The organism is Oceanimonas pelagia, assembly GCF_030849025.1.
Lineage (GTDB): Bacteria > Pseudomonadota > Gammaproteobacteria > Enterobacterales > Aeromonadaceae > Oceanimonas > Oceanimonas pelagia.
In genome coordinates this window covers 3,252,727-3,274,585 of record NZ_CP118224.1, presented here as the reverse complement: position 1 = coordinate 3,274,585, position 21,859 = coordinate 3,252,727, and the positions used below count along the sequence as shown (strand labels likewise).

The following is a 21,859-nucleotide window of genomic DNA, read 5'->3' as shown; positions in this document are numbered from 1 at the left end:
GCATGGCATCAGGACAGCTGCAGCAGCGGATCCGAGATGCCCATTCCGTAGATGGCAATCATGCCGATGATGCCGATGGCCACCAGGTAATAGAGGGTGGGCAGGGCGGTTTTGCGCAGCGTGGTGCCTTCCCGGCCCAGCAGTCCCACGGTGGCCGAGGCCGCCACCACGTTGTGAATGGCGATCATGTTGCCGGCGGCGGCGCCCACCGCCTGCAGTGCCACCACCATGGCGGTGGACACCCCAAGGGTCTGGGCCACCTCGAACTGGAACTGGGAAAACATCATGTTCGATACCGTATTGGAGCCGGCGATAAAGGCCCCGAGGGCGCCGATGACGCCGCTGATGGCGGGAAAGAACCCGCCCACCAGATCGGCGGCCACCTTGGCGGTCATCACCGGCATGCTGGCAATATCGGCCTCGTTAACGCCGGAGTTGATGAAGATACGCACCATGGGCACGGTGAACATCAGCACAAAGCCGGCGCCGATCAGGGTTCTGCTCGACTCGTGAATGGCCGGGCCCAGATCCTTAAGCGAGCGGGTCTGGCTCAGCACCGCCACCAGCGACACGAACACCAGAATGCCGCCGGGCAGGTACAGGGGCTGAATGCCGGCGCTGATGCCCGCTTCGCCCAGCAGATCGGTAAAAGCGATGTTCCAGCCGGTGAGCATTGCCTTGAAGCCGTCACTGGTGCGGCTCAGCACCAGCAGGGCCGGCAGCAGCAGGTAGGGGAACCAGGCCAGGGCCAGGCCGATGGGCTTTTTCTGCAGATCTTCCTTGTGAATGACCAGGGAACCCAGCCATTCCGCCGGCCAGTCTTTTTCATCGGGAAAATCAAAGGTGTGTTTGGGCACCAGAAAGCCCTTGCGGGCGGCGGTGACGACTATGGCCAGCCCCACCAGGCCACCGATCAGGGACGGAAACTCGGGGCCGAGAAACACGCCGGTGAGGGCGTAGGGCACGGTAAAGGCCAGCCCGGCGAAAATGGCAAAGGGCAGAATTTCCAGACCCTGCTTCCAGCTTTTTTCCTTGCCGAAAAAGCGGGTCAGCATCATGCACATGAACAGCGGCATCAGAATGCCGACAATGGCGTGAGTGACGGCCACGTTGCTGGTGACCGTTTGCAGGTACACCGGCCAGCCCGAGCCGGCGGCACTCAGGGTGCTGTTGATGGCGGCGTTGTCGAGGCCGGTGGTCACGCCCACGATAATGGGGGTGCCCACGGCACCGAAGGAGACCGGTGTGCTCTGAATCATCATGCCCATCAGCACTGCGCCCAGGGCCGGAAAGCCCAGCGCCACCATCAAGGGGGCCGCCACCGCCGCCGGAGTGCCAAAGCCCGAGGCGCCTTCAATAAAGCAGCCGAAACACCAGGCCACAATAATGGCCTGAATGCGCCGGTCCGGGCTGATGGCGGTAAAGCCGTTGCGAATGGTGGTAATGGCACCGGTATGCTTGAGGGTGTTGAGCAGCAGAATGGCGCCAAAGATGATCCACAGCAGCGAGACGGAGATCACCAGCCCCTGCAGGGTGGAGGCCAGCACCCGGGTTCCGGTCATGTCCCAGGCCCAGAGGGCAATGATGACGGTCAGCAGAAAGGCCAGCGGCATGGCGCGTTTGGCCGGCCATTGCAGGCCCACCAGCAGCACGGCGGCGAGCAGTATGGGAGAAAAGGCCAGCAATGCCAGCAGCGTATCATTCATCATGAGTGTTTATCCTTGTCACCTTGTTCTTGGGCGGCGTCTCTCCACCCGTATCCTTAATACTGTAGAGTACGATGGCACTCGGGGTGTTAAACGAATGTAAACTTTAATCCCTTGTTTTTTGTGGATATATAGACTTAATGAAACTCATTGTTTCCAAAACTGGTTAAATGATGCCGAGAACCGACGATCTCATTCTGTTTGCCCAGGTAATTGAGCTGGGATCCTTCAGCAGGGCCGCCGAGGCCCACGGCCTGACCAACTCGGTGGTGAGCAAGCGCATCGCCCGGCTTGAAGCCGAGCTGGGCAGCACCCTGATCCACCGTACCACGCGGCGCCTGACCCTGACCGAGGCGGGCCGGGTGCTGTTTGAGCGGGCTCAGGCGGTGGCGCAGTCGGCTCAGGAGGCCTTCGATGCGGTCACCGGCTACAGCGACACCCTGCAGGGGCACATTCGCATGTCGGTGCCCACCATTTCCGGTGAGCTGCTGCTGGCGGAGGCGGTGGCGCAATTTTGTGAGCTGCATCCGGCCATCAGCGTCGACATGTCGCTGGACAACCGGTTTGTGGACCTGATTGGGGAAGGTTACGACCTGGTGATCCGCACCGGTCATCTGGAGGACTCCAGCCTGATTGCCCGCCATATTCTGGACTCGCGCTGGACCATCTGCGCCGCGCCCGCCTATCTCAGCCGTCACGGCAAGCCCCAGGTGCCGGAAGATCTGCTGCAGCATAACTGCCTGATCTACAGCTATCAGGAGAGCGGCGCCCGGGACTGGCTGTTCAACCGCTTTGGTGAGACCTATTCACTGCGGGTGAGCGGCAACTTCTCCACCGACAACGCCGCCGCCCTGCGCAAGGCCGCCCTGGCCGGCCATGGCCTGGCCTATGTGCCCCGCTGCCTGGTGTATCCGGATCTGCAGGCGGGCCGGCTGATGGAGCTGTTGCCCAGCCGGGTGGGCAAGGTGCTGGGCATTTACGCCGTCTACCCCTACAACCGCCAGCCGCCCCGCAAGATAAAACTGCTGATCGAACACATTCGCGCCCGCTACATGGCAATCAGGCATTACTTCTGACGGTCCCGGCGCGGCTTATTCGCCGGGATCGAGCAGCTCAATCCAGTGTTTTACCGGCACCGTTGCCTTGCTGGCCAGATGCAGCTGGCAGCCCACGTTGGCGGTGACGATCTGCTCGGGCCCACCCGCGGTGAGGGCGTCCAGCTTGTTGCTGAGCAGCTGTTGGCTGAGCTTCGGCTGCAGGATGGAATAGGTGCCCGCCGAGCCACAACAGAGGTGGCCGTCCTTGACCGGGGTCAGCTCCAGTCCGGCCCGGCGCAGTATGGCCTCGACCTGACCGCCCAGTTTGAGCGCATGTTGCAGGGTGCAGGGGCAGTGCACCGCAGTTTTGCGGCCCCGGCCGGCCAGGGGCAGCTTGCTGAGGTCTTCTCCTGCCAGCACCTCGCTCAGATCCCGGGCCAGCTCACTCACCCGGCGTGCCTTGTCGGCATAGGCCGGGTCATGGGCCAGCTTGTCGCCGTACTCCTTCACCATGGCGCCGCAGCCGGATGCGCTGATCACGATGGCCTCGGCGCCGGCCTGAAGATGGGGCCACCAGGCGTCGATGTTGCGGCGCATAAAACCGAGCCCTTCCTCATGGGCCGAGAGGTGATAGCTGACCGCGCCGCAGCAGCCCGCCTCGGGGGCCTGCATCAGGCTGATGCCAAGCCGGTCCAGCACCCGGGCCGCCGCCCCGTGGGTGTTGGGGGTGGCCGCCGCCTGGGCACAGCCGCCCAGCGCCAGCATCACTCTGGCGTGACGACGTTGAGGCAGGGCAGCCGTTGCCTGTGCCGGGGGAACCTTGGCCGCCAGCACCCCGGGCAACAGTGGCCGGGTCATGCGTCCCAGCACCAGCAGCGGCCGCAGCCGGGCCGGAAACGGCAGCACCTTACGCAGCAGCCAGCGCAGCAGGCGCCGGCCCTTGGAGCGGGGTAACTGCTGCTCCATGATGCCGCGGCCGATCTCCGCCAGCCGGCCGTAGCGCACTCCGGACGGGCAGGTGGTCTCGCAGCTGCGGCAGGTCAGGCAACGGTCCAGGTGAGTCTGTGATTTTTCGCTGATCTCGCCGCTTTCCAGCATCTGCTTGATCAGGTAAATACGCCCGCGCGGGCCGTCCCGTTCGTCGCCCAGCTCTTGGTAAGTGGGGCAGGTGGCGGTGCAGAAGCCGCAGTGCACGCAGCTGCGCAGAATCGACTCGGCTTCCTGAATGTCGGGGTGATCCTGGTAGTTCACATGAATGTCTGTACGCATGATGTCGTCCTTTACAGCCAGCGGTAGAGCCGGCCCGGATTGAACAGGCCGTCCGGATCCAGCGCCGCCTTGAGCCGGCGCTGCAGGGCCTGCATGGGGGCCGGCAGGGTATGCAGCACTTCGCCGCTGCGATCGCCGCCCCGGTACCGGGCCACCTGGCCGCCGGCGGCTTCGGCCAGGATTTCCAGCTCTCTTTGGTCGAATTCGCCCCGCAGCCAGCGCTGGCTGCCGGCCCAGTCCAGCAACCAGGGGGCGTCGGGCAATACATGGGCGGCGGTGGAGCCCACTGAAAAGCGCCACAGGGGCGCATTGCCGGCAAAGAACGCCAGCCGCTGCTCGCGCAGATCCCGCCAGAAGGTGTCGCCGTCTTCCAGTACTTTCCCCGGCCACAGCCTGGCGGTGTTGTTGACCGCACTGGCGGCACCGGACAGCCGCAGATAGAGCCGGTTGTCCAGCCAGCAGGCGGCGGTGAGCGGCCGGGGCTGGCCCGCCAGCCGGTTCATTTCCTGTATGGCGGCACCGGCATCCAGCTCGCGCACCAGGGTGAGGCTGCAGTCCGGCACCGGCATTACCTTGAGGCTGAGCTCGGTGATCACCCCCAGGGTGCCCATGGCCCCGGCCTGCAGCCGGGACACGTCGTAGCCGGCCACGTTTTTCATCACCTGGCCGCCAAAGCGCAGGTGCTCGCCCCGGCCGTTGATGAGCCGAATGCCCAGCAGCTGATCCCGAACCGAGCCGGTCCAGGGCCGGCCCGGGCCGGACAGGTGGCAGGCCAGAGTGCCGCCCAGGGTGGCTCGGCCGTCGAACAACGGCGGGTCGCAGGCCAGCATCTGACCCCGCTCCGCCAGGGTGGCCTGCACTTCGGCAAGGGGGGTGCCGGCGCGGGCGGTGAGCACCAGCTCCACCGGCTGATAACTGACAATGCCGCTGTGGCCGGAAAGTGGCAGCGGTTCGCCCTTGGGGACTCTGCCCATAAAGGCCTTGCTGTTGCCGCCGATGATTTGCAGCGGTGTGCCCTCGGCCCGGGCCTGTTGCACTTGCGCCAGCAGGGATGAAGTCAAATCCGCCATCAGCGTGCCTCCTTGTGATCGAGGGTGCGGTATTCCTGGCAGTGTTTGAGCAGGGGAATGCCCTTGCCCGGGTTGAGGGTGCCGAGGGGGTCAAAGGCCGCCTTGATGGCGTGAAACTGGGCCAGCTCCAGCTCGCTGAACTGCACCCGCATCTGCCGGATTTTCTCGATGCCAACGCCGTGCTCGCCGGTAATGCAGCCGCCCACCGCCACGCACAGCTCCAGAATTTTGCCGCCGAATTCTTCGGTTTTCTCGAATTCACCGGGCACGTTGGCGTCGAACAGGATCAGCGGGTGCAGGTTGCCGTCGCCGGCGTGAAACACGTTGGCCACCCGCAGGCCGTAGTGTTCCGACATGGCCTGCATCTCGGTCAGCACATGGGCCAGCTGGCCCCGGGGTATGGTGCCGTCCATGCAGTAATAGTCGGGAGAGAGTCGCCCCACGGCGGGAAAGGCCGACTTGCGGCCCTTCCACAGCAGGGCCCGCTCGGCCTCGCTCTGGGACACGCGAATTTGGGTGGCGCCCTGCTCCCGAAAAATAGCTTCTACCCGGGCTATGTATTCGGCCACTTCCTCTGCGGTGCCGTCCAGCTCGCACAACAGCAGGGCCTGGGCGTCGGTGGGGTAGCCGGCTTGGGCAAAGGCCTCGGCGGCGATGATGGCGTGGCTGTCCATCATCTCCAGTCCGGCGGGAATAATGCCCTCGGCGATCACCGCGCCCACGGCATCGCCGGCCTGCTGCACCCGCTCAAAGCCGGCCATCACCACCTGGGCTTTTTCCGGCAGCGGCAGCAGCTTGACCGTCACTTCGGTGATGATGCCGAGCAGTCCCTCGGAGCCGGTGAGCAGCGCCAGCAGATCCGGCCCCTGGCTGTCGAGACCGTCTCCGCCGAACACCAGCCGCTCGCCGTCCACCGTGAGCAGCTCCACCTTTTGCAGGTTGTGCACCGTCAGGCCGTATTTGAGGCAGTGCACGCCGCCGGAGTTTTCCGCCACGTTGCCGCCGATGGTGCAGGCTATCTGGGAAGAAGGATCCGGCCCGTAATAGAGGCCATAAGGCGCGGCGGCCTCGCTGATGGCCAGGTTGCGCACCCCGGGCTGCAGCCGGGCGGTGCGCGCCAGCGGGTCGATGTCGAGAATATCCTTGAAGCGGGCCATCGACAGCAACACGCCATCGGCACTGGGCATGGCACCGGCGCACAGGCCGGTGCCGGCACCCCGGGCCACCACCGGCACTTGGTGCTGGTGGCACAGCCGCAGCACGTGCTGCACCGCGGCCACCGTGCCCGGCAGCACCACCAGCATGGGCATCTCGCAATACATGGAGAGGCCGTCGCATTCGTAGGGTTTCTGGGTTTCGGCATCGGCTATCACGTATTCCGGCTCGATAAAGGCGCGAAAGGCCTCGGCCAGGGTGTCGCGCAATGCCGTGTGAGGGCTGGTCATGAATTCCTTCTCCCTGCTGGGGCCGGGGCGGGCCCGCTGGTTGATCGGTCACCAGGTCGTCCGGTCGCCGGATCAGCATGGCACCGCCACCGCCGGCCATGCCATGTTTATCTGTACCCAAAACGCTGTTTTTGTCTCGATTTCCGCCTGGATCACAATTTAAGTGTATGTATAAAAAGGAGTATTTTTAACTTCCCCCCGCTCGTGAAGCGACCCGGATGCTTGCTTCCCGTGCTCGTATCCCGCCCCATCATGCCTCGGCACCGGTGCCGCTTGAGCCGCCGGGCGGAAACCGCGAGCCTTGACCCGGTGGCAGGGACTGTGGTTTTTTGTGAGGCCGAATTTCTTTATTTCCTGCCGCGCAAGGACGTGCCGGTGCTCGATGAGGTTTTATCATGATCAAAACCGCCGTGATCGGTTATGGCCAGTCGGCCAGCATTTATCATTTGCCCTTTATCGACAGCCTGCCCGAATTTGAGCTGGTCGCCATTCATACCTCCCGGCCGGAACGGGTGGAGCGGGACTGGCCCGATGTGCGGGTGTATACCGACGTGGATGAGATGCTGCGTGAGTCCGGCGCCCGGCTGGTGGTGATCACCGCGCCCAACGAGGTGCACTACGAGCTGGGGCGCAAGGCCCTGAGCCTGGGCCTGCACGTGGTGATGGAAAACCCGGCGGTGACCCAGCTGCATCAGGGCAGCGAGCTGATGCGCCTGGCCGAGACCAGCCGGCTGTGTCTGATCCCCTTTCACAACCGCCGCTGGGACAGCGACTTTCTCACCATCAAGCGGTTGCTGGCAGAGGGCAAGGTAGGCCCGGTGCATGCCTTTGAATCCCACTTTGATCGTTTTCGCCCCACGCCCAGGGGGCTGGAGGATCAGCCCGGCGTGGGGGCCGGCGCCTGGTTCGATCTGGGGGGGCACCTGGTGGATCAGACCCTGGAGCTGTTTGGCAAGCCGCTGGCGGTGACCGGCCGGTGTCTGTCCCAGCGTCCGGGTTCGAATGTGACCGATTACTTTCACGTGCAGCTGCATTACGCCGACAAGGAAGTGGTGCTGCACTCCAGCTCCTACCACCCCGGGCCGACCCTGCGCTTCAAGCTGCAGGGCGAGCTGGGCTGTTACATCAAGCGGGGTTTCGATCCCCAGGAAGAACGGCTGCGGGACGGCATAGTGCCTGGCTCCCCCTTTCTGGCCAAGGAGGCGGAAAGCGATTACGGGGTGTTTTATTCCGATGGCGAGCCGGAGGTGATCGTGTCGGAAGTGGGCGGCTACCGCCACTTTTACGAAGACACCGCCCGGGCTATTCGTGGCGAAGGCCCGCTGCCGGTCACCATGCGTGAGGCGCTCAACGGGCTCAACATTATTCATCTGGCGGAAAAGAGCAGCAGCGAAGGCCGCACCCTGCCGGTGCCCGACGTCAATTACTGAGCCGGCTGCCGGCCCGGTACCCGCAGCCGGCCAAGGGCGGTGAAGCGCAGGGCGTAGCGCAGCGCCACATAGCTTACCATCAGGGTGGCCACCACCAGCTCCAGTTGTGCCAGACCTTCCAACCGGGCCAGCAGGGTGCCGTCCAGCCCCAGGCCGCTGGCCAGGGCCGCCACCTTGAACAGGGCGGTGGCGCCGATCACCAGCGGAAAGGTGAAGGCGGCATAGCCCGGGCTGAACGGCAGCCGCAGCAGGTGCAGCAGCGCCAGGTAGATGAGTGCCGTCATCAGCACCGCTATGCCCAGCAGCACCGCCACCAGCAGCGGATCCGGCTGAGTGATCACGGTGAGGTAACCGGCCAGCGACAGGCTGGCCGGTGCCGCCAGAATGGCGATGGTGGGCTTGGCGGCATCGGGCACCTGGTCACAGAAGATCAGCCGGTACAGCATCGGCGGCAGCAACAGGCCGTAGCACCCCAGACCGAACCACATCAGCCCTTGCGCCAGGGGGGCCAGCTCGCCTCCCGGGCTGGCCACGGCGGCCACAATAATGCCCACCGGCGGTACAAACCAGCTGGGCACCATGTGGTGCAGACGAAAGGCCTGCAGCCGGTGGCGGGCAAAGGCCAGCAGAAATACCCCGTGCAGCCCGGTGGCCAGCAGCCACAGCAGATCGCGGGCGGTGCCGTCGAGCGATGCCGACACCACCATGGTGGCCATGGCAAAGGTGGGCACCACACTGCCCACCACCGGGTGGGCCAGATCCTCCGCCAGCCGGCGCGGATGCAGCACAAACTTGGCGGCGAGGATCAGCAGCAGCACGGCGGCAATGGCGGCCCCCAGGCTTTGGGCCAGGCCGGCAAACAGGCCGGTGTTTTCCCAGCACCAGCCCAGGCTGGCAATGCCCAGGGCCAGTCCGGCCATGGGGGTGGGGGCGGCGGCAAGACGATGGCGAGTGGTGTTCAGCATAACGGCGCTCCTCAGTGACTGCCGCCATCATAAAAAAGCCACCTCGTTTATAATATCCAAATGATTTAAAGCAACCATTTGGAAAAATCAAATGATCACCCTGAAACAACTGCAGGTGTTTGCCAGCATTGCCCGTCACGGCAACCTGGGCAAGGCGGCGGAAGAAGTCTGTCTGAGCCGGGGGGCGGTGTCCCAGTCGCTGAGCGAGCTGGAACGGCGCCTGGGCAGTCCGCTGTTCGACCGGGTGCACCCCCGGCTGCAGCTCAACGATCAGGGCCTGCGGCTGCAACCGCTGGCGGAAGACGTGCTCAGCCGGGTGGCAGATATTGAACGGCAGTTCGAGGGCGGCGGCGAGCTCGCCGGCCAGCTGCGCCTGGGTGCCAGCCAGACCATCGGCAACTACCTGCTGCCGGCACTGCTGGCGCGCCAGCCCTGGTTGCAGGCGGCGGTCACCATTACCAATACCCAGACCCTGTGCGACATGGTGGCCCGCTTTGAGCTGGACATGGCGCTGATTGAGGGGGAGAGCCGCCATGCCGAGCTGGAAACTCACCCCTGGCTGCAGGATGAAATGCTGATCATCGCCGCCCCGGCTCATGGACTGGCGGGGCAGTCGTGCCTGACGCCCGCCTGCCTGACCGGCTGTGACTGGGTGCTGCGCGAGCCCCGCTCCGGCAGCCGGGAACAGTTCGATCGTGAACTGGCACCGCACCTGGCCGGGCCGGGCAGGGTGCTGGAGCTGAACACGCCGGAAGCGGTGATGCAGGCGGTGGAGCAGGGGCTGGGGCTGGCGCTGATCTCCCGGCTGGCGGCGGCGGACCGGCTGGCCCGGGGGCGGCTGGCGGTGATTGATGTGGGCCTTGAGTTGCCGCGCACGCTCAGGCTGGTGTGGCACCGGCAAAAGTTCCATTCCGCCCTGTTGCGCCGGTTTGTGGAAATCTGTCGCGACACGGCCGAGCCCTGAGGCTGGCCGGAACGCCGGTCAGGCACCATCATAGAGTAATAAGGGAGGGGCCATGGCTGACAGCATCATCAAACACGCATTGCGAGCTCTGGCGCTGTTGCTGGTGCTGGCAACAGCGCCGGTCGGCGCGCAGGAAAAGTTCCGGGTGGTGACCACCTTTACCGTGATCGCCGACATGGCACAGAACGTGGCCGGCAGCGCCGCCGTGGTGGAGTCCATCACCAGGCCGGGGGCCGAAATCCACGAATACCAGCCCACGCCCGGCGACATGCTGCGCGCCCACGATGCCCGGTTGTTGCTGTCCAACGGCCTTAATCTGGAGCTGTGGTTCGAGCGCTTCTACCAGAACCTGAAAAACGTGCCGGAGGTGGTGGTGAGCGAGGGCATCACGCCCATCGGCATTGATGAAGGCCCCTATCGCGGCAAGCCCAATCCGCACGCCTGGATGTCGCCCGACAACGCCCTGATTTACGTCGACAACATTCTCGCCGCCCTGGTGCAATACGACCCGGCCAATGCCGCGGTCTACCGGGCCAATGCCGAGGCCTACAAGGCGCGCATCATCGCCGAGACCGCCCCCCTGCGGGCCCTGTTTGCCACCATTCCCGAACATCAGCGCTGGCTGGTGACCAGCGAGGGCGCCTTTTCCTACCTGGCCCGGGATTATGGTTTGAAGGAGCTGTATCTGTGGCCGATCAATGCCGATCAACAGGGCACCCCCCAGCAGGTGCGCCGGGTTATCGACACCGTGCGCGAGCACCGTATTCCGGCGGTGTTCAGCGAAAGCACCATTTCCGACAAGTCAGCCCGCCAGGTAGCCCGGGAAACCGGAGCGCACTACGGTGGCGTGCTTTATGTGGATTCCCTGAGCGAGCCGGACGGCCCCGTGCCCACCTACCTCGATTTGCTGCGGGTGACTTCGCAGACCATTGCTCGGGGGCTGACCGAGGGGCTGAAATGAGCACCATCGACACCCTGGCCGCCTCGCCCGATGGCGCCGGCCTGGTGGTGCAGCGGGTAACCGTGACCTACCGCAACGGTCACAGCGGCCTGCGCGACGCCAGTTTTCACCTGCCCCTGGGCACTATTGCCGCCCTGGTGGGGGTGAACGGCTCCGGCAAGTCGACCCTGTTCAAGGCGATTATGGGCTTTGTGCGGCTGGCGACCGGCGATATTCGCGTGCTGGGCCAGCCGGTGGCGGCGGCACTGCGCAGCAATGCGGTGGCCTATGTGCCTCAGTCGGAGGAGGTGGACTGGAATTTTCCGGTGCTGGTGGAAGACGTGGTGATGATGGGCCGCTACGGCCACATGGGCCTGCTGCGCCGGCCGAAACAGGCGGATCACCGTGCGGTGGAGCGGGCGCTGGCGCGAGTGGGCATGAGCGACTGCCGTTATCGCCAGATCGGCGAGCTTTCCGGCGGCCAGAAGAAGCGGGTGTTTCTGGCCCGGGCCCTGGCTCAGGACGGCCGGGTGATCCTGCTCGATGAGCCCTTTACCGGAGTGGACGTGAAAACCGAGGATCGCATCATCACCCTGCTGCGGGAGTTGCGCGACGAGGGCCGGGTGATGCTGGTGTCTACCCACAATCTGGGCTCGGTGCCCGAGTTCTGTGACCGCACCATTCTCATCAAGGGTACGGTACTGGCTCACGGCACTACCGCCAGCACTTTTAACCAGGCCAACCTGGAGCAGGCCTTTGGCGGCGTGCTGCGTCATTTCATGCTCACCGGAAAAAGCGCCTCCATCGGTGTGATCAGCGACGACGAGCGGCCGCTGATCATAGAGGGCGGCCAGGTGCAGAGCCGGAAAGGCCGGGCCGAACGGGAGCGAAGCGATGACGACTCTGCTTGAGCCCTTTGGTTACGGTTACATGATCAACGCCATCTGGGTGTCGGCGCTGGTGGGGGGGGTGTGCGCCTTTCTGTCCTGCTACCTGATGCTCAAGGGCTGGTCGCTGATCGGCGATGCCCTGTCCCACGCCATCGTGCCCGGGGTGGCCGGCGCCTACCTGCTGGGGCTGCCGTTTTCCCTGGGCGCCTTTGTGGCCGGTGGCCTGGCCGCCGGTGCCATGCTGCTGCTGCATCAGCGCAGCAAACTCAGGGAAGACGTGATCATCGGCCTGATTTTCTCGGGCTTTTTCGCTCTCGGGCTGTTCATGATGTCGCTCAGGCCGATGGCGGTGAACATTCGTACCATAGTGCTGGGCAACATTCTGGCCATCGATCCCTTTGATATTATCCAGCTGGTGATCATCGCTGTGACCTCCCTGCTGGTGCTGCTGTGCAAATGGAAGGATCTGCTGGTGGTGTTTTTTGACGAGCACCAGGCTCGCTCGGTGGGCATTAATCCCATGCACATCAAACTGCTGTTCTTTACCCTGCTGGCGGCCTGCACGGTGGCTGCCATGCAGACGGTGGGCGCCTTTCTGGTGGTCTGCATGGTGGTGACCCCCGGCGCCACCGCCTATTTGCTCACCGACCGCTTTCCGGTGCTGCTGGTGATCGCCGTTGGCCTTGGCACGCTTACCAGTGGCCTGGGGGCCTATGCCAGTTATTTTCTCGACGGCGCCACCGGCGGCCTGATCGTGGTGCTGCAGACCCTGATCTTTGTGCTGGTCTTTGTGTTTGCTCCCAGGCACGGCTATCTGGCCGCCCGCCGGCGTGCCGGGCTGGCACGGGAAGGGCGCTCATGAGCCTGCCGGATTTGCTGCTGCCCTTTCAGTTCGCCTTTATGACCCAGGCGCTGATCATTTCGGCCCTGATTGCGGTGCCGGCGGCGCTGCTGTCGTGTTTTCTGGTGCTCAGAGGCTGGGCGCTGATGGGGGATGCCATGAGCCATGGCGTGTTTCCCGGTGTGGTGCTGGCCTATCTGGCGGGCGTGCCGCTGGCGTTGGGCGCCTTTGGCGCCGGCATGGTGTGCGCCCTCAGCATCGGCTTTCTTTCCGCCAACAGCCGTGTGCGCCAGGACACCGTGATGGGCATTGTATTTTCCGGCATGTTCGGGCTCGGTCTGCTGGTGTATGTGAGCATCAGCACCGAGGTGCATCTGGATCATATTCTGTTTGGCGACATGCTCGGGGTGGGCCGTTGGGACATTATGGAAACCGGGGCCGTGGCCCTGCTCACCGTGCTGGTGCTGGCCATGAAGTGGAAGGACTTTTTGCTGCACGCCTTTGATCCGGTGCAGGCCAGGGCGGTGGGGCTCAGGGTAGGCTGGCTGCACTACGGTTTGTTGTGCCTGCTTACCCTGACCATAGTGGCGGCACTGAAGTCGGTGGGCATTTTGCTGGCCATCGCCCTGCTGATCACCCCCGGTGCCACCGCCTTTCTGCTGACCCGCCGTTTTGGCCTGATGCTGCTGTGGGCGGTGCTGGCGGCGGTGCTGGCGTCTCTGGCGGGCGTCTATCTGTCGTTCTTTCTCGACAGCGCCCCGGCACCCACCATAGTGCTGCTGATGATGGTGTTGTTTATGCTGGCCCTGATGTTTTCCGGACGTGCAGCACCCGCTGCGTGAGCGCCACCGGCAGCTCGCGAAAGCGCTCGCCCAGCAGGATCTCCAGCCGGCGCAAATCGCGCTCCAGTTTTTCCCTCTCGGTGTGATGCTCGGTGGCGGCCAGCAGATCCGTCAGCCGCAGGTATTCCTTGCGGGCTTCCAGCTCCGGCGGCAGGTAGCCGGCGTTTTTCAGCAGCCGGTAACCGGCGCGCAGGTGCGCGGGCACCAGGCTGTCGTCTTCCAGCTGCTGGGGCCGGCCGGCACCGGACAGGTGGTCGAACAGCCCTTCCCGCCGAGCCTGACTGATGGCCTGTTCGGCCCGTTGATCGATTAACCACATGGTTGCCTCCCGGCAAGGGTTACTTGCCGATACAAAACGACGAAAAAATCCTGCCCAGCAAATCATCGGAGGTGAACTCGCCGGTGATCTGGCTGAGTTGCTCCTGGGCCAGGCGCAGTTCTTCCGCCACCAGCTCGCCGGCCATGTATACTTCCAGCTGCTCTCTGGCCATGATCAGGTGCTGATCGGCGTGGTGCAGGGCGTCCAGGTGGCGCTGTCGGGCGCTGAAGCCACCTTCGCCGCCGCCCTGAAAGCCCATGCAGGCTTTCAGGTGCTCCTTGAGCGCCTCCACCCCTTCGCCGGTGCGGGCGGAGATGGGATATACCGGGTGCTCGCCGTCGCTGCTCACGGTGAGCGGCTCGCCGGTGAGATCCGCCTTGTTGCGTACCACGGTCAGGCCGATATGGGCCGGCAGCCGGTCGATAAAGTCGGGCCAGATGTCTTTCGGGTGCAGCGCCGTGGTGGTGGTGCCGTCCACCATAAACAGAATGCGGTCGGCCTGCTCGATTTCGGCCCAGGCCCGCTCGATGCCGATGCGCTCCACCGCGTCGCTGGCCTCGCGCAGGCCGGCGGTGTCGATAATGTGCAGGGGCATGCCGTCCAGGTGAATGTACTCCCGCAGCACGTCCCGGGTGGTGCCGGCAATGTCGGTGACAATGGCGGATTCCTTGCCGGCCAGGGCGTTGAGCAGGCTGGACTTGCCGGCGTTGGGCCGGCCGGCGATCACCACCTTCATGCCTTCACGCATGATGGCACCCTGGCGGGCCTCCCGCTGCACCTCGGCCAGCCGGTCCATGATGCCGTACAGCTCGCCGGCAATCTTGCCGTCGGAAAGAAAGTCCACTTCCTCGTCGGGAAAGTCGATGGCGGCTTCTACATAGATGCGCAGGTGAGTAAGCGCTTCCACCAGGCCGTGCACCCGGGTGGAAAACTCCCCCTGCAGCGACTGCAGCGCCGAGCGGGCGGCCTGCTCGCTGGACGCTTCAATCAGATCGGCAATGGCCTCGGCCTGGGCCAGATCCAGCTTGTCGTTGAGAAAGGCCCGCTCGCTGAACTCGCCGGCCCGGGCCGGGCGCAGGCCGGGCAGGGCCAGAATGCGGCGCACCAGCATGTCCAGCACCACGGGACCGCCGTGCCCCTGCAGTTCGAGTACGTCTTCGCCGGTAAAGCTGTTGGGCCCCTTGAACAGCAGGGCGATGCCCTGATCCAGCACCGTGCCCTGTTCGTCCCTGAACGGCAGGTAGTCGGCGTAGCGCACTCTGGGCACCTTGCCCAGCACGGCCCGGGCCACGGCCTCGGCCCGGGGGCCGGAAACGCGAATAATGCCGACGCCGCCGCGTCCGGGGGCGGTGGCCTGAGCGACAATGGTGTCGTTGGACATGGGTTCTGTTACTCCGGAATTAGCTGTTCGGTTCAGTATGGCGGTGATGTCCGCCAATAAAAAAGGCGGCCCTCAGGCCGCCCAGTGTATTGCGTTAACGCCGCTCGGGCCAGTGACCTCAGGAGGCGGCCTTGCTGTGCAGGCCCTTCTTCTCCAGCTGGCGGAAGATGTACCACTGCTGGGAGATGGTGACCACGTTGCTCACCAGCCAGTACAGGGTCAGACCGGCGGGGAACCACAGGAAGAAGAAGGTAAAGATGATGGGCATAAACTGCATCACCTTCTGCTGCATCGGGTCGGTGATGGTGGTCGGGCTCATCTTCTGAATCACGTACATGCTGGCACCCATCAGAATGGGCAGCACGAAGTAGGGATCGCGCACCGACAGATCGTCAATCCACAGCATGAAGGGGGCGTGACGCAGCTCAACGGATTCCATCAGCACCCAGTACAGGGAGATGAAGATGGGCATCTGGATCAGGATGGGCAGACAGCCGCCGAGCGGGTTGACCTTTTCCTTCTTGTACAGCTCCATCATGCCCTGAGACATCTTCTGGCGGTCGTCGCCGTAGCGCTCGCGCAGGGCCATCAGCTTGGGCTGCAGCATACGCATCTTGGCCATGGAGGTGTACTGGGCCTTGGTCAGCGGATACATGATGCCGCGCACCACAAAGGTGGTGAGCACGATGGCCAGACCCCAGTTGACCACAAAGCTCTGCAGGAACTGCAGCAGCTTGAACAGCGGCTGGGCGATGAACCACAGCCAGCCGTAGTCCACGGTCAGATCCAGGTTGGGAGCCACCACGGCCATTTCATCCTGCAGCTTGGGACCCAGCCACAGCCTGGCGCTCAGGCTCTGCTCGGCACCCGGCGCTACGGTAGTGACCGGGGCCTTGAAGCCGATAATGCCCTGGCCCTGATTGTTCAGGAAGCGGGTATACAGCTGGTTTTCGCCGTTTTCCGGGGCCACCCAGGCAGACACGAAGTAGTGCTGCAGCATGCCGACCCAGCCGCCTTCGGTGGTCTGGTTGAGATTGGCTTCACGCACGTCCTGGAAGGTGTACTTGCTGTAGCGGGTTTCGCTGGTGGAGTAGGCCGGGCCGCGGTAGGCGGAGGCCATCAGCATGCTGCCGCCGTCGTCACCGGGCTTGCTCTCGCTTTGTTTGAGCTGGGCGTAGAGCTGGGCCTGAACCGGCTTGTCGCTCTGGTTGCGAATGTCGTAGCTCACTCCCACCACGTAGCGGCCGCGCTCCAGGGTGAAGGTTTTGGTGAAGGTGACGCCGGCCTCGTTGGTGAAGGTCAGCGGCACGCTCAGGCGGTCTGCATCTTCGGCCAGGCGGTATTCGCCCTGCTCGGCCTGGTAGACCGGGCGTCCGTCGGCGCTGGCGTCGGGGCCGTCGCGGCCGATAAGACCGCTTTGCGCCACGTTGACGAAGTTGGCGCCATTGCTCAGCAGCACGAACTTGTCGTCGGAATTGAGCTCGTCGTTATGTTCCAGCAGCTCGGCACGCACAATGTCGCCGCCCTGGGTGTCGATGGTCAGCTCCAGGGTGTCGGAGACAATGGTGACCAGCTGGCGGCTGGCGACCACGGGGGCGTCGGCGGGCACTTCGCCGCCGGCCTGGTCCGACTCGGGAATAAAGCTGTCATCGCCCGTGCTGGTTTGAGTGCTTTGCTGCGCCGTTTCTGGCTGGGGCGCCTTATCCGTCTGCCACTGTTGCCAGATGAGAAAGCTCACCAGCAGCAGCGCAATAACAAGTATGTTGCGTTGGGATTCCATAGTGTCAGTTTCTTCGCTTTGTCGGGACCGGATCGTGGCCGCTTGGACCTAAAGGGTGGCATTTTAATAGACGTTTGATGGTTAACCAACCGCCTTTTGCAAAACCGTGGAGCCGGATGGCTTCAATGGCGTATTGAGAGCAGGTGGGAGTAAAGCGGCACCTGGGACCGAGCAGGGGACTGATGACCAGCTGGTAGAGCCTGACCAGGCCTATGCCGAGTCTTTGCAACGGCGAGAGAGGGTGCGCCATAGCCTTTCCAGCAGCTCGAACAACTCGTCGTTGGGCACGTCTCCGATGCCTTTCTTGGCGATCACCACAATGTCGACCGGGGGCAGCTTGTGCTGCTTCAGACGAAAGGATTCGCGCGCTACCCGCTTTACCCGGTTGCGCCACACGGCGCGCTTGAGCGCTTTCTTGGGCACGGCAAGACCGAGTCGGGGATGTTCCAGACCATTGGGTTTGGCCAGCAGGGTAAGGTGGGGAGAGGCGGCTCTGACGGGGTTGTCGAAGACGTTTTTGAATTGAGCGGGAGTTAACAGACGTAACTCCCGTGAAAAGGCATGCCGGGCCATCAGGCGCTCAGACGGGCACGACCTTTGGCGCGACGGGCAGCCAGTACCTTGCGACCGTTTTTGGTGGCCATGCGGGCACGGAAACCGTGGCTGCGCTTACGCTTCAGATTTGAAGGTTGAAAAGTGCGTTTCATTGTTATTACCGCTTCAGTTAACTGTACAGTTTGACCGCCATGGCGAAATGCCGTGCACTCACCGAGACGACCCATAAAAGAGGCCGAATTCTAAACAGTTAAGTGCGTGTCGTCAATCGACATGGCATGAATACCGAGCCGTCGCCGTTGCATGCATGGCAGAGCGGATCGATCCCGGATCCGAAAGGATCGCGGGGCAGGCATTATACCCATGCCTGCGCCCTTGGCAACCACCAGCCGTTGCCGGCCTCAGCCGGCGGGCAGTACCTTGCGCAAAAAGGCGCGGGTGCGCGGATCCTGCGGATTGGTGAGCAACTCGGCCGGTGGGCCCTGCTCCACGATGCGGCCGCCATCCATAAAGATGACGCGGTCGGCCACGTCCCGGGCAAAGCCGATTTCGTGGGTCACCACCACCATGGTCTGGTGCGCCAGCGCCAGCTTTTTCATCAGCCCCAGCACCTCGTCCACCCATTCCGGATCCAGCGCCGAGGTGGGTTCGTCAAACAGCATGACCCTGGCGTGGCTGGCCATGGCCCGGCCAATGCCCACCCGTTGCTGCTGGCCGCCGGACAGGGATGACGGATAGGCGTTGGCCTTGTCTTCCAGACCGATGTCGCCAAGAATGCGCAGGGCTTCCGCCCGGGCTTCGGCCTTTGGCTTTTTCCATACGGTGATCAGCCCCTCGGCGATGTTGTCGCGGGCGGTCTTGTTGGCGAACAGGGCGTAGTTCTGAAATACAAAAGAGGTGCGCTTGCGCAGCTCGATGGCCTGCTTGCCGCTGTGTCTGGCCAGATCGATGGCAAAGCCGTCTATCTCCAGGCTGCCGGCTTCCGGGGTTTCCAGCAGGTTGAGGCAGCGCAGCAGGGTGGACTTGCCGGTGCCCGAGGGCCCCAGGATCACCACGATTTCGCCCTTGTCGATGTCCAGGCTGATGTCGTTCAGTACCGTCTGGCCATGATAGACCTTGGTCAGATTGCGTAACTTGATCATGTTGCCTCGGTCAGTAAGCCGCATTCAGGCGGCGTTCCAGCCGGCCCTGCAGGTGGGTAAAGAACACCACCACCGCCCAGTAGATCAGCGCCACGGCAATGAAGGACTCAAAGAACTTGAAGCTGCTTGAGGCTTCCTTCTGGGCCGAGGCCATGATTTCGGCCACCCCCAGGGTAAAGGCCAGGGAGGTGCTCTTGATCATGTCGATGAAGTAGTTCATCAGCGAGGGCGTGGCAATACGCGCCGCCTGGGGCAGGATAATGCGTTGCATGGCCTGGCCCCGGGTCATGCCGATGCTCATGGCCGCTTCCATCTGGCTTTTGTGAATGCCCAGAATGGCGGCACGGATCGACTCGGCCATGTAGGCGGCAAAGTGCAGGGTCAGCCCGATCACCGCGGCGGTAAAGGCGTTCATGCCAATAAAAATGGGCATGATCTGGGGCAGGCCGTAATACAGCAGAAACAACTGCACCAGCAGGGGCGTGCCGCGGAAAAACGAGATAAACAGCCGGGCCAGGGCGTTCAGCCCCGGCAGCTCAAAGGTTCTGATCACCGCCAGAAAGCCGGCGATGATCAGCGCGAATACAAAGCCCAGCAGCGCCATTTCCATGGTGGTGCCCAGATACCTGAACAGGATGGGAAACAGCGCCAGGGTGTAGTCGAGATCGAACTGCATGTTTATTTACTGGTGATGTCGGCGTTCAGCCATTTTTCGGAAATGGCTTTCAGGGTGCCGTCGGCGCGCATGTCGGCCAGCGCCTGGTTCACCTCGGCCAGCAGCGCCTGTTGCTCGGGCTTTTTCACGAACGGAAAGGCGTTCTCCATGGTTTCAAAAGGCTTGCCCGCCAGCTGCAGCGGCAGGCCGGCTTCCTTGATCAGCTGGGCGGAGCCCACCCGGTCCATTACGAAGGCGTCAATCCGGCCCAGGGCCACGTCCTGTTCCAGGTTGGTTTCGTAGGTGATGATGTCGATCTCGTTATTGGTGTCGTGCTTGCGCATCAGCTGCTCGAAGTTGGAGCCCAGGTTGACCGCCACCTTCTTGCCCTTGAGATCCTCAAGGCCCTGAATGCTGTCATTGCCCTGCCGAACCACGATCTGCGCGCCGTCATACACATAGGGCTCGGCGAAGTCGTATTTCTCCTGGCGCTCGGGAGTAATGGTGATCTGGTTGGAAATGGTGTCGATGCGGCCGGTGTCGAGCATGCCGAACAGGCCGGAGAAGTTGGTGGTTACAAACTCCACGTCCCGCCCGATGCGCTTGCCGATCTCGTTCCATACATCCACTTCAAAGCCCTGCAGTTCATCCTGCTTGACGAAGGTGAAGGGAAAATAGCGGCCGGACATGCCCACCTTGACCGGATCGGCGGCCATGGCGGGGGTGACAAGGGTGGCGGACAGGGCCAAGGCGGCGCCCAGACGACGAAGGGATGCGAACATGGTAACTCTCCTTATTATGAACCCGGACGAAAACAACAGCGCCCGGCATCATTACAGCATAAATGACGGGGGTCTTTTTATACCAGCCGGGGCCATGAGGCCAGTTTTTTACAATTCAACAACCTGAAAAACGACCTGGGTGCGGCAAACGCCGAAAAAATGCGCCGCCCATGAGGTGAATACTTACTTCGGCAGGCCGCTCCCCCTTCTTCTCTGCCTGGGTCAGGATCGCCGGCATCGGCGTTGACCTGCCGGCCATCGGATCCTCTGTTCACCCGGCGGTATACAAAATGTGTGTAGCTTGTTTATAAGGTTGAGGATCCTGTGCATTGCGGTGTGGTTTATTCACATAAGTCAAGGATCATATTTTTCAGGATCGGCATGATCCGGCTAGAGATCCTGAAGTCGGGCAAGTAGAATGACGTCCCCCTTGATTGATCCCTTTTGTTTCAGGAGTTCGAATGAGCGCTATGCTTTGGCAGCAGTGTCTTGCCCGGCTACAGGACGAATTGCCTTCCGCGGAATTCAGCATGTGGATCCGGCCGCTGCAGGCGGAGCAGGGCGACGACACCCTGACCCTGTTCGCCCCCAACCGTTTTGTGCTCGACTGGGTGCGTGACAAGTACCTGATCCGCATCAACGGTCTGCTGGGCGAGTTTTGCGGCAACCAGTGCCCCCAGCTCAAGTTCGAGGTGGGCAACAAGCGCGCCCAGGTGAACCTGATGGCCAGCAGCGCCAGCCCCAACGGCAGCAAGCCCCAGGCCCGGCCGCAGCTGGTGCCGTCCTGGAGCGAACAGGCGGACGACAGGCCGCAGATCAATCACAAGAGCAACATGAACACCAACTACACCTTTGACAACTTCGTTGAAGGTAAGTCGAACCAGCTGGCCCGGGCCGCCGCCCGTCAGGTGGCCGACAACCCGGGTGGCGCCTACAATCCGCTGTTTCTCTACGGCGGCACCGGCCTGGGCAAGACCCACCTGCTGCACGCGGTGGGCAACGGCATTCGCGAGCGCAAGGCCGATGCCCGGGTGATCTACATGCACTCCGAGCGCTTTGTGCAGGACATGGTGAAGGCGCTGCAGAACAACGCCATTGAAGAGTTCAAGCGCTATTACCGCAGCGTGGACGCCCTGCTGATCGACGACATTCAGTTTTTCGCCAACAAGGAGCGCTCCCAGGAGGAGTTTTTCCACACCTTCAATGCCTTGCTGGAAGGCAATCAGCAGATCATTCTGACCTCGGATCGTTACCCCAAGGAGATCGACGGGGTGGAGGATCGGCTCAAGTCCCGCTTTGGCTGGGGACTGACGGTGGCGATCGAACCCCCCGAGCTGGAAACCCGGGTGGCGATCCTGATGCGCAAGGCCGCCGAGAACAAGATCCACCTGCCCGACGAAGTGGCCTTCTTTATCGCCAAGCGCCTGCGCTCCAATGTGCGTGAGCTGGAAGGGGCGCTGAACCGGGTGATTGCCAACGCCAACTTTACCGGTCGCTCCATCAATATCGACTTTGTGCGCGAGGCGCTGCGGGACTTGCTGGCGCTGCAGGAAAAGCTGGTCACCATCGACAACATTCAGAAGACGGTGGCGGAGTATTACAAGATCAAGGTGGCGGATCTGCTGTCCAAGCGCCGCTCCCGCTCCGTGGCCCGGCCCCGCCAGCTGGCCATGGCCCTGGCCAAGGAGCTGACCAACCATTCATTGCCCGAGATCGGCGACGCCTTTGGCGGCCGGGATCACACTACCGTGCTGCATGCCTGCCGCAAAATTGGCCAGCTGCGGGAAGAGAGTCATGATATAAAGGAAGATTATTCCAACCTGATTCGAACCCTGTCTTCCTGATC

Annotated in this window: 23 protein-coding genes; 9 read left to right on the top strand and 14 right to left on the bottom strand. The window is 63.1% G+C overall.

Going from position 1 to position 21,859, the window contains the following annotated elements; genetic code table 11:
- Window positions 1-8: 8 nt before the first annotated feature.
- The gene (locus tag PU634_RS15695) at window positions 9-1,709 is read right to left on the bottom strand and encodes an L-lactate permease (protein WP_442604699.1); all 1,701 of its coding nucleotides are present in this window, start codon (window positions 1,707-1,709) and stop codon (window positions 9-11) included.
- Window positions 1,710-1,876: 167 nt separating this feature from the next.
- Between PU634_RS15695 and PU634_RS15690 the strand changes: the two genes are divergently transcribed.
- Entirely contained in the window at window positions 1,877-2,782 is a 906-nt protein-coding gene (locus tag PU634_RS15690) for a LysR family transcriptional regulator (protein ID WP_306761746.1), read from the top strand.
- Window positions 2,783-2,797: 15 nt separating this feature from the next.
- Here the strand turns inward: PU634_RS15690 and glcF are convergent, their stop codons facing one another.
- From glcF to PU634_RS15675, 3 genes are read right to left on the bottom strand one after another with little or no spacing between them, the layout of a single operon-like run.
- Window positions 2,798-4,012 carry a glycolate oxidase subunit GlcF gene (gene glcF, locus PU634_RS15685; RefSeq protein WP_306761745.1) on the bottom strand — a complete coding sequence of 405 codons (1,215 nt, stop codon included), beginning with the start codon at window positions 4,010-4,012 and terminating at the stop codon, window positions 2,798-2,800.
- A gap of 11 nt (window positions 4,013-4,023) precedes the next feature.
- Window positions 4,024-5,082: a glycolate oxidase subunit GlcE gene (gene glcE / locus PU634_RS15680; RefSeq protein WP_306761743.1), complete on the bottom strand. Its 1,059-nt coding sequence runs from the start codon at window positions 5,080-5,082 to the stop codon at window positions 4,024-4,026.
- Window positions 5,082-6,527: an FAD-linked oxidase C-terminal domain-containing protein gene (locus PU634_RS15675; RefSeq protein ID WP_306761742.1), complete on the bottom strand. Its 1,446-nt coding sequence runs from the start codon at window positions 6,525-6,527 to the stop codon at window positions 5,082-5,084. Before PU634_RS15675 ends, glcE begins: the two co-directional genes overlap by 1 nt.
- On the opposite strand from PU634_RS15675, the gene PU634_RS15670 reads away from it, so the two are divergent.
- Complete coding sequence (locus tag PU634_RS15670) at window positions 6,526-6,690, top strand: hypothetical protein (protein ID WP_306761741.1); 165 nt, start codon at window positions 6,526-6,528, stop codon at window positions 6,688-6,690. The genes PU634_RS15675 and PU634_RS15670 overlap by 2 nt on opposite strands.
- Before the next feature lie 232 nt (window positions 6,691-6,922).
- Window positions 6,923-7,957, top strand: a complete 1,035-nt coding sequence (locus tag PU634_RS15665; protein WP_306761740.1) for a Gfo/Idh/MocA family oxidoreductase — start codon at window positions 6,923-6,925, stop codon at window positions 7,955-7,957.
- Here PU634_RS15665 and PU634_RS15660 read toward each other — a convergent pair.
- Complete coding sequence (locus PU634_RS15660) at window positions 7,951-8,922, bottom strand: TDT family transporter (RefSeq protein WP_306761739.1); 972 nt, start codon at window positions 8,920-8,922, stop codon at window positions 7,951-7,953. The genes PU634_RS15665 and PU634_RS15660 overlap by 7 nt on opposite strands.
- 91 nt (window positions 8,923-9,013) lie before the next feature.
- On the opposite strand from PU634_RS15660, the gene PU634_RS15655 reads away from it, so the two are divergent.
- From PU634_RS15655 to PU634_RS15635, 5 genes are read left to right on the top strand one after another with little or no spacing between them, the layout of a single operon-like run.
- Complete coding sequence (locus tag PU634_RS15655) at window positions 9,014-9,886, top strand: LysR substrate-binding domain-containing protein (RefSeq protein WP_306761737.1); 873 nt, start codon at window positions 9,014-9,016, stop codon at window positions 9,884-9,886.
- A 52-nt stretch (window positions 9,887-9,938) separates the two neighbouring features.
- Window positions 9,939-10,847, top strand: a complete 909-nt coding sequence (locus PU634_RS15650) for a metal ABC transporter substrate-binding protein (RefSeq protein ID WP_306761736.1) — start codon at window positions 9,939-9,941, stop codon at window positions 10,845-10,847.
- Entirely contained in the window at window positions 10,844-11,737 is an 894-nt protein-coding gene (locus PU634_RS15645; protein WP_306761735.1) for a manganese/iron ABC transporter ATP-binding protein, read from the top strand. Before PU634_RS15650 ends, PU634_RS15645 begins: the two co-directional genes overlap by 4 nt.
- Window positions 11,721-12,578, top strand: a complete 858-nt coding sequence (locus tag PU634_RS15640; protein WP_306761734.1) for a metal ABC transporter permease — start codon at window positions 11,721-11,723, stop codon at window positions 12,576-12,578. Before PU634_RS15645 ends, PU634_RS15640 begins: the two co-directional genes overlap by 17 nt.
- Window positions 12,575-13,399, top strand: a complete 825-nt coding sequence (locus PU634_RS15635) for a metal ABC transporter permease (RefSeq protein ID WP_306761732.1) — start codon at window positions 12,575-12,577, stop codon at window positions 13,397-13,399. Before PU634_RS15640 ends, PU634_RS15635 begins: the two co-directional genes overlap by 4 nt.
- On the opposite strand, the gene PU634_RS15630 is transcribed toward PU634_RS15635, so the two are convergent.
- The 9 genes from PU634_RS15630 to PU634_RS15590 all read right to left on the bottom strand — a co-directional run bounded on the left by PU634_RS15630 (window position 13,353) and on the right by PU634_RS15590 (window position 20,013).
- On the bottom strand, window positions 13,353-13,718 hold the full coding sequence (locus PU634_RS15630; RefSeq protein WP_306761730.1) for a DnaJ family domain-containing protein: 366 nt from the start codon (window positions 13,716-13,718) through the stop codon (window positions 13,353-13,355). The two genes, PU634_RS15635 and PU634_RS15630, sit on opposite strands and share 47 nt — an antisense overlap.
- Window positions 13,719-13,737: 19 nt before the next feature.
- Window positions 13,738-15,099 (bottom strand): tRNA uridine-5-carboxymethylaminomethyl(34) synthesis GTPase MnmE, encoded by a 1,362-nt coding sequence (mnmE, locus tag PU634_RS15625; RefSeq protein WP_306761729.1) that lies wholly within the window; start codon window positions 15,097-15,099, stop codon window positions 13,738-13,740.
- A 118-nt stretch (window positions 15,100-15,217) separates the two neighbouring features.
- The gene (yidC, locus tag PU634_RS15620; RefSeq protein ID WP_306761727.1) at window positions 15,218-16,879 is read right to left on the bottom strand and encodes a membrane protein insertase YidC; all 1,662 of its coding nucleotides are present in this window, start codon (window positions 16,877-16,879) and stop codon (window positions 15,218-15,220) included.
- A gap of 4 nt (window positions 16,880-16,883) precedes the next feature.
- A complete protein-coding gene (yidD, locus tag PU634_RS15615; RefSeq protein ID WP_306761726.1) occupies window positions 16,884-17,129 on the bottom strand; it encodes a membrane protein insertion efficiency factor YidD in 246 nt (81 codons plus the stop codon).
- Window positions 17,090-17,452 (bottom strand): ribonuclease P protein component, encoded by a 363-nt coding sequence (rnpA, locus tag PU634_RS15610; RefSeq protein ID WP_306761724.1) that lies wholly within the window; start codon window positions 17,450-17,452, stop codon window positions 17,090-17,092. Before rnpA ends, yidD begins: the two co-directional genes overlap by 40 nt.
- Window positions 17,452-17,586 carry a 50S ribosomal protein L34 gene (gene rpmH / locus PU634_RS15605; RefSeq protein ID WP_014290886.1) on the bottom strand — a complete coding sequence of 45 codons (135 nt, stop codon included), beginning with the start codon at window positions 17,584-17,586 and terminating at the stop codon, window positions 17,452-17,454. Before rpmH ends, rnpA begins: the two co-directional genes overlap by 1 nt.
- A 249-nt stretch (window positions 17,587-17,835) precedes the next feature.
- Window positions 17,836-18,576 (bottom strand): amino acid ABC transporter ATP-binding protein, encoded by a 741-nt coding sequence (locus tag PU634_RS15600; RefSeq protein ID WP_306761701.1) that lies wholly within the window; start codon window positions 18,574-18,576, stop codon window positions 17,836-17,838.
- A gap of 10 nt (window positions 18,577-18,586) precedes the next feature.
- Window positions 18,587-19,252, bottom strand: a complete 666-nt coding sequence (locus PU634_RS15595; protein WP_306761700.1) for an amino acid ABC transporter permease — start codon at window positions 19,250-19,252, stop codon at window positions 18,587-18,589.
- 2 nt (window positions 19,253-19,254) lie between these two features.
- Window positions 19,255-20,013 carry an amino acid ABC transporter substrate-binding protein gene (locus tag PU634_RS15590; protein WP_306761699.1) on the bottom strand — a complete coding sequence of 253 codons (759 nt, stop codon included), beginning with the start codon at window positions 20,011-20,013 and terminating at the stop codon, window positions 19,255-19,257.
- Between the two features lie 461 nt (window positions 20,014-20,474).
- Here PU634_RS15590 and dnaA point away from each other — a divergent pair, with 461 nt between their 5' ends.
- Window positions 20,475-21,857: a chromosomal replication initiator protein DnaA gene (gene dnaA / locus PU634_RS15585; RefSeq protein WP_306761698.1), complete on the top strand. Its 1,383-nt coding sequence runs from the start codon at window positions 20,475-20,477 to the stop codon at window positions 21,855-21,857.
- Window positions 21,858-21,859 lie beyond the last annotated feature (2 nt).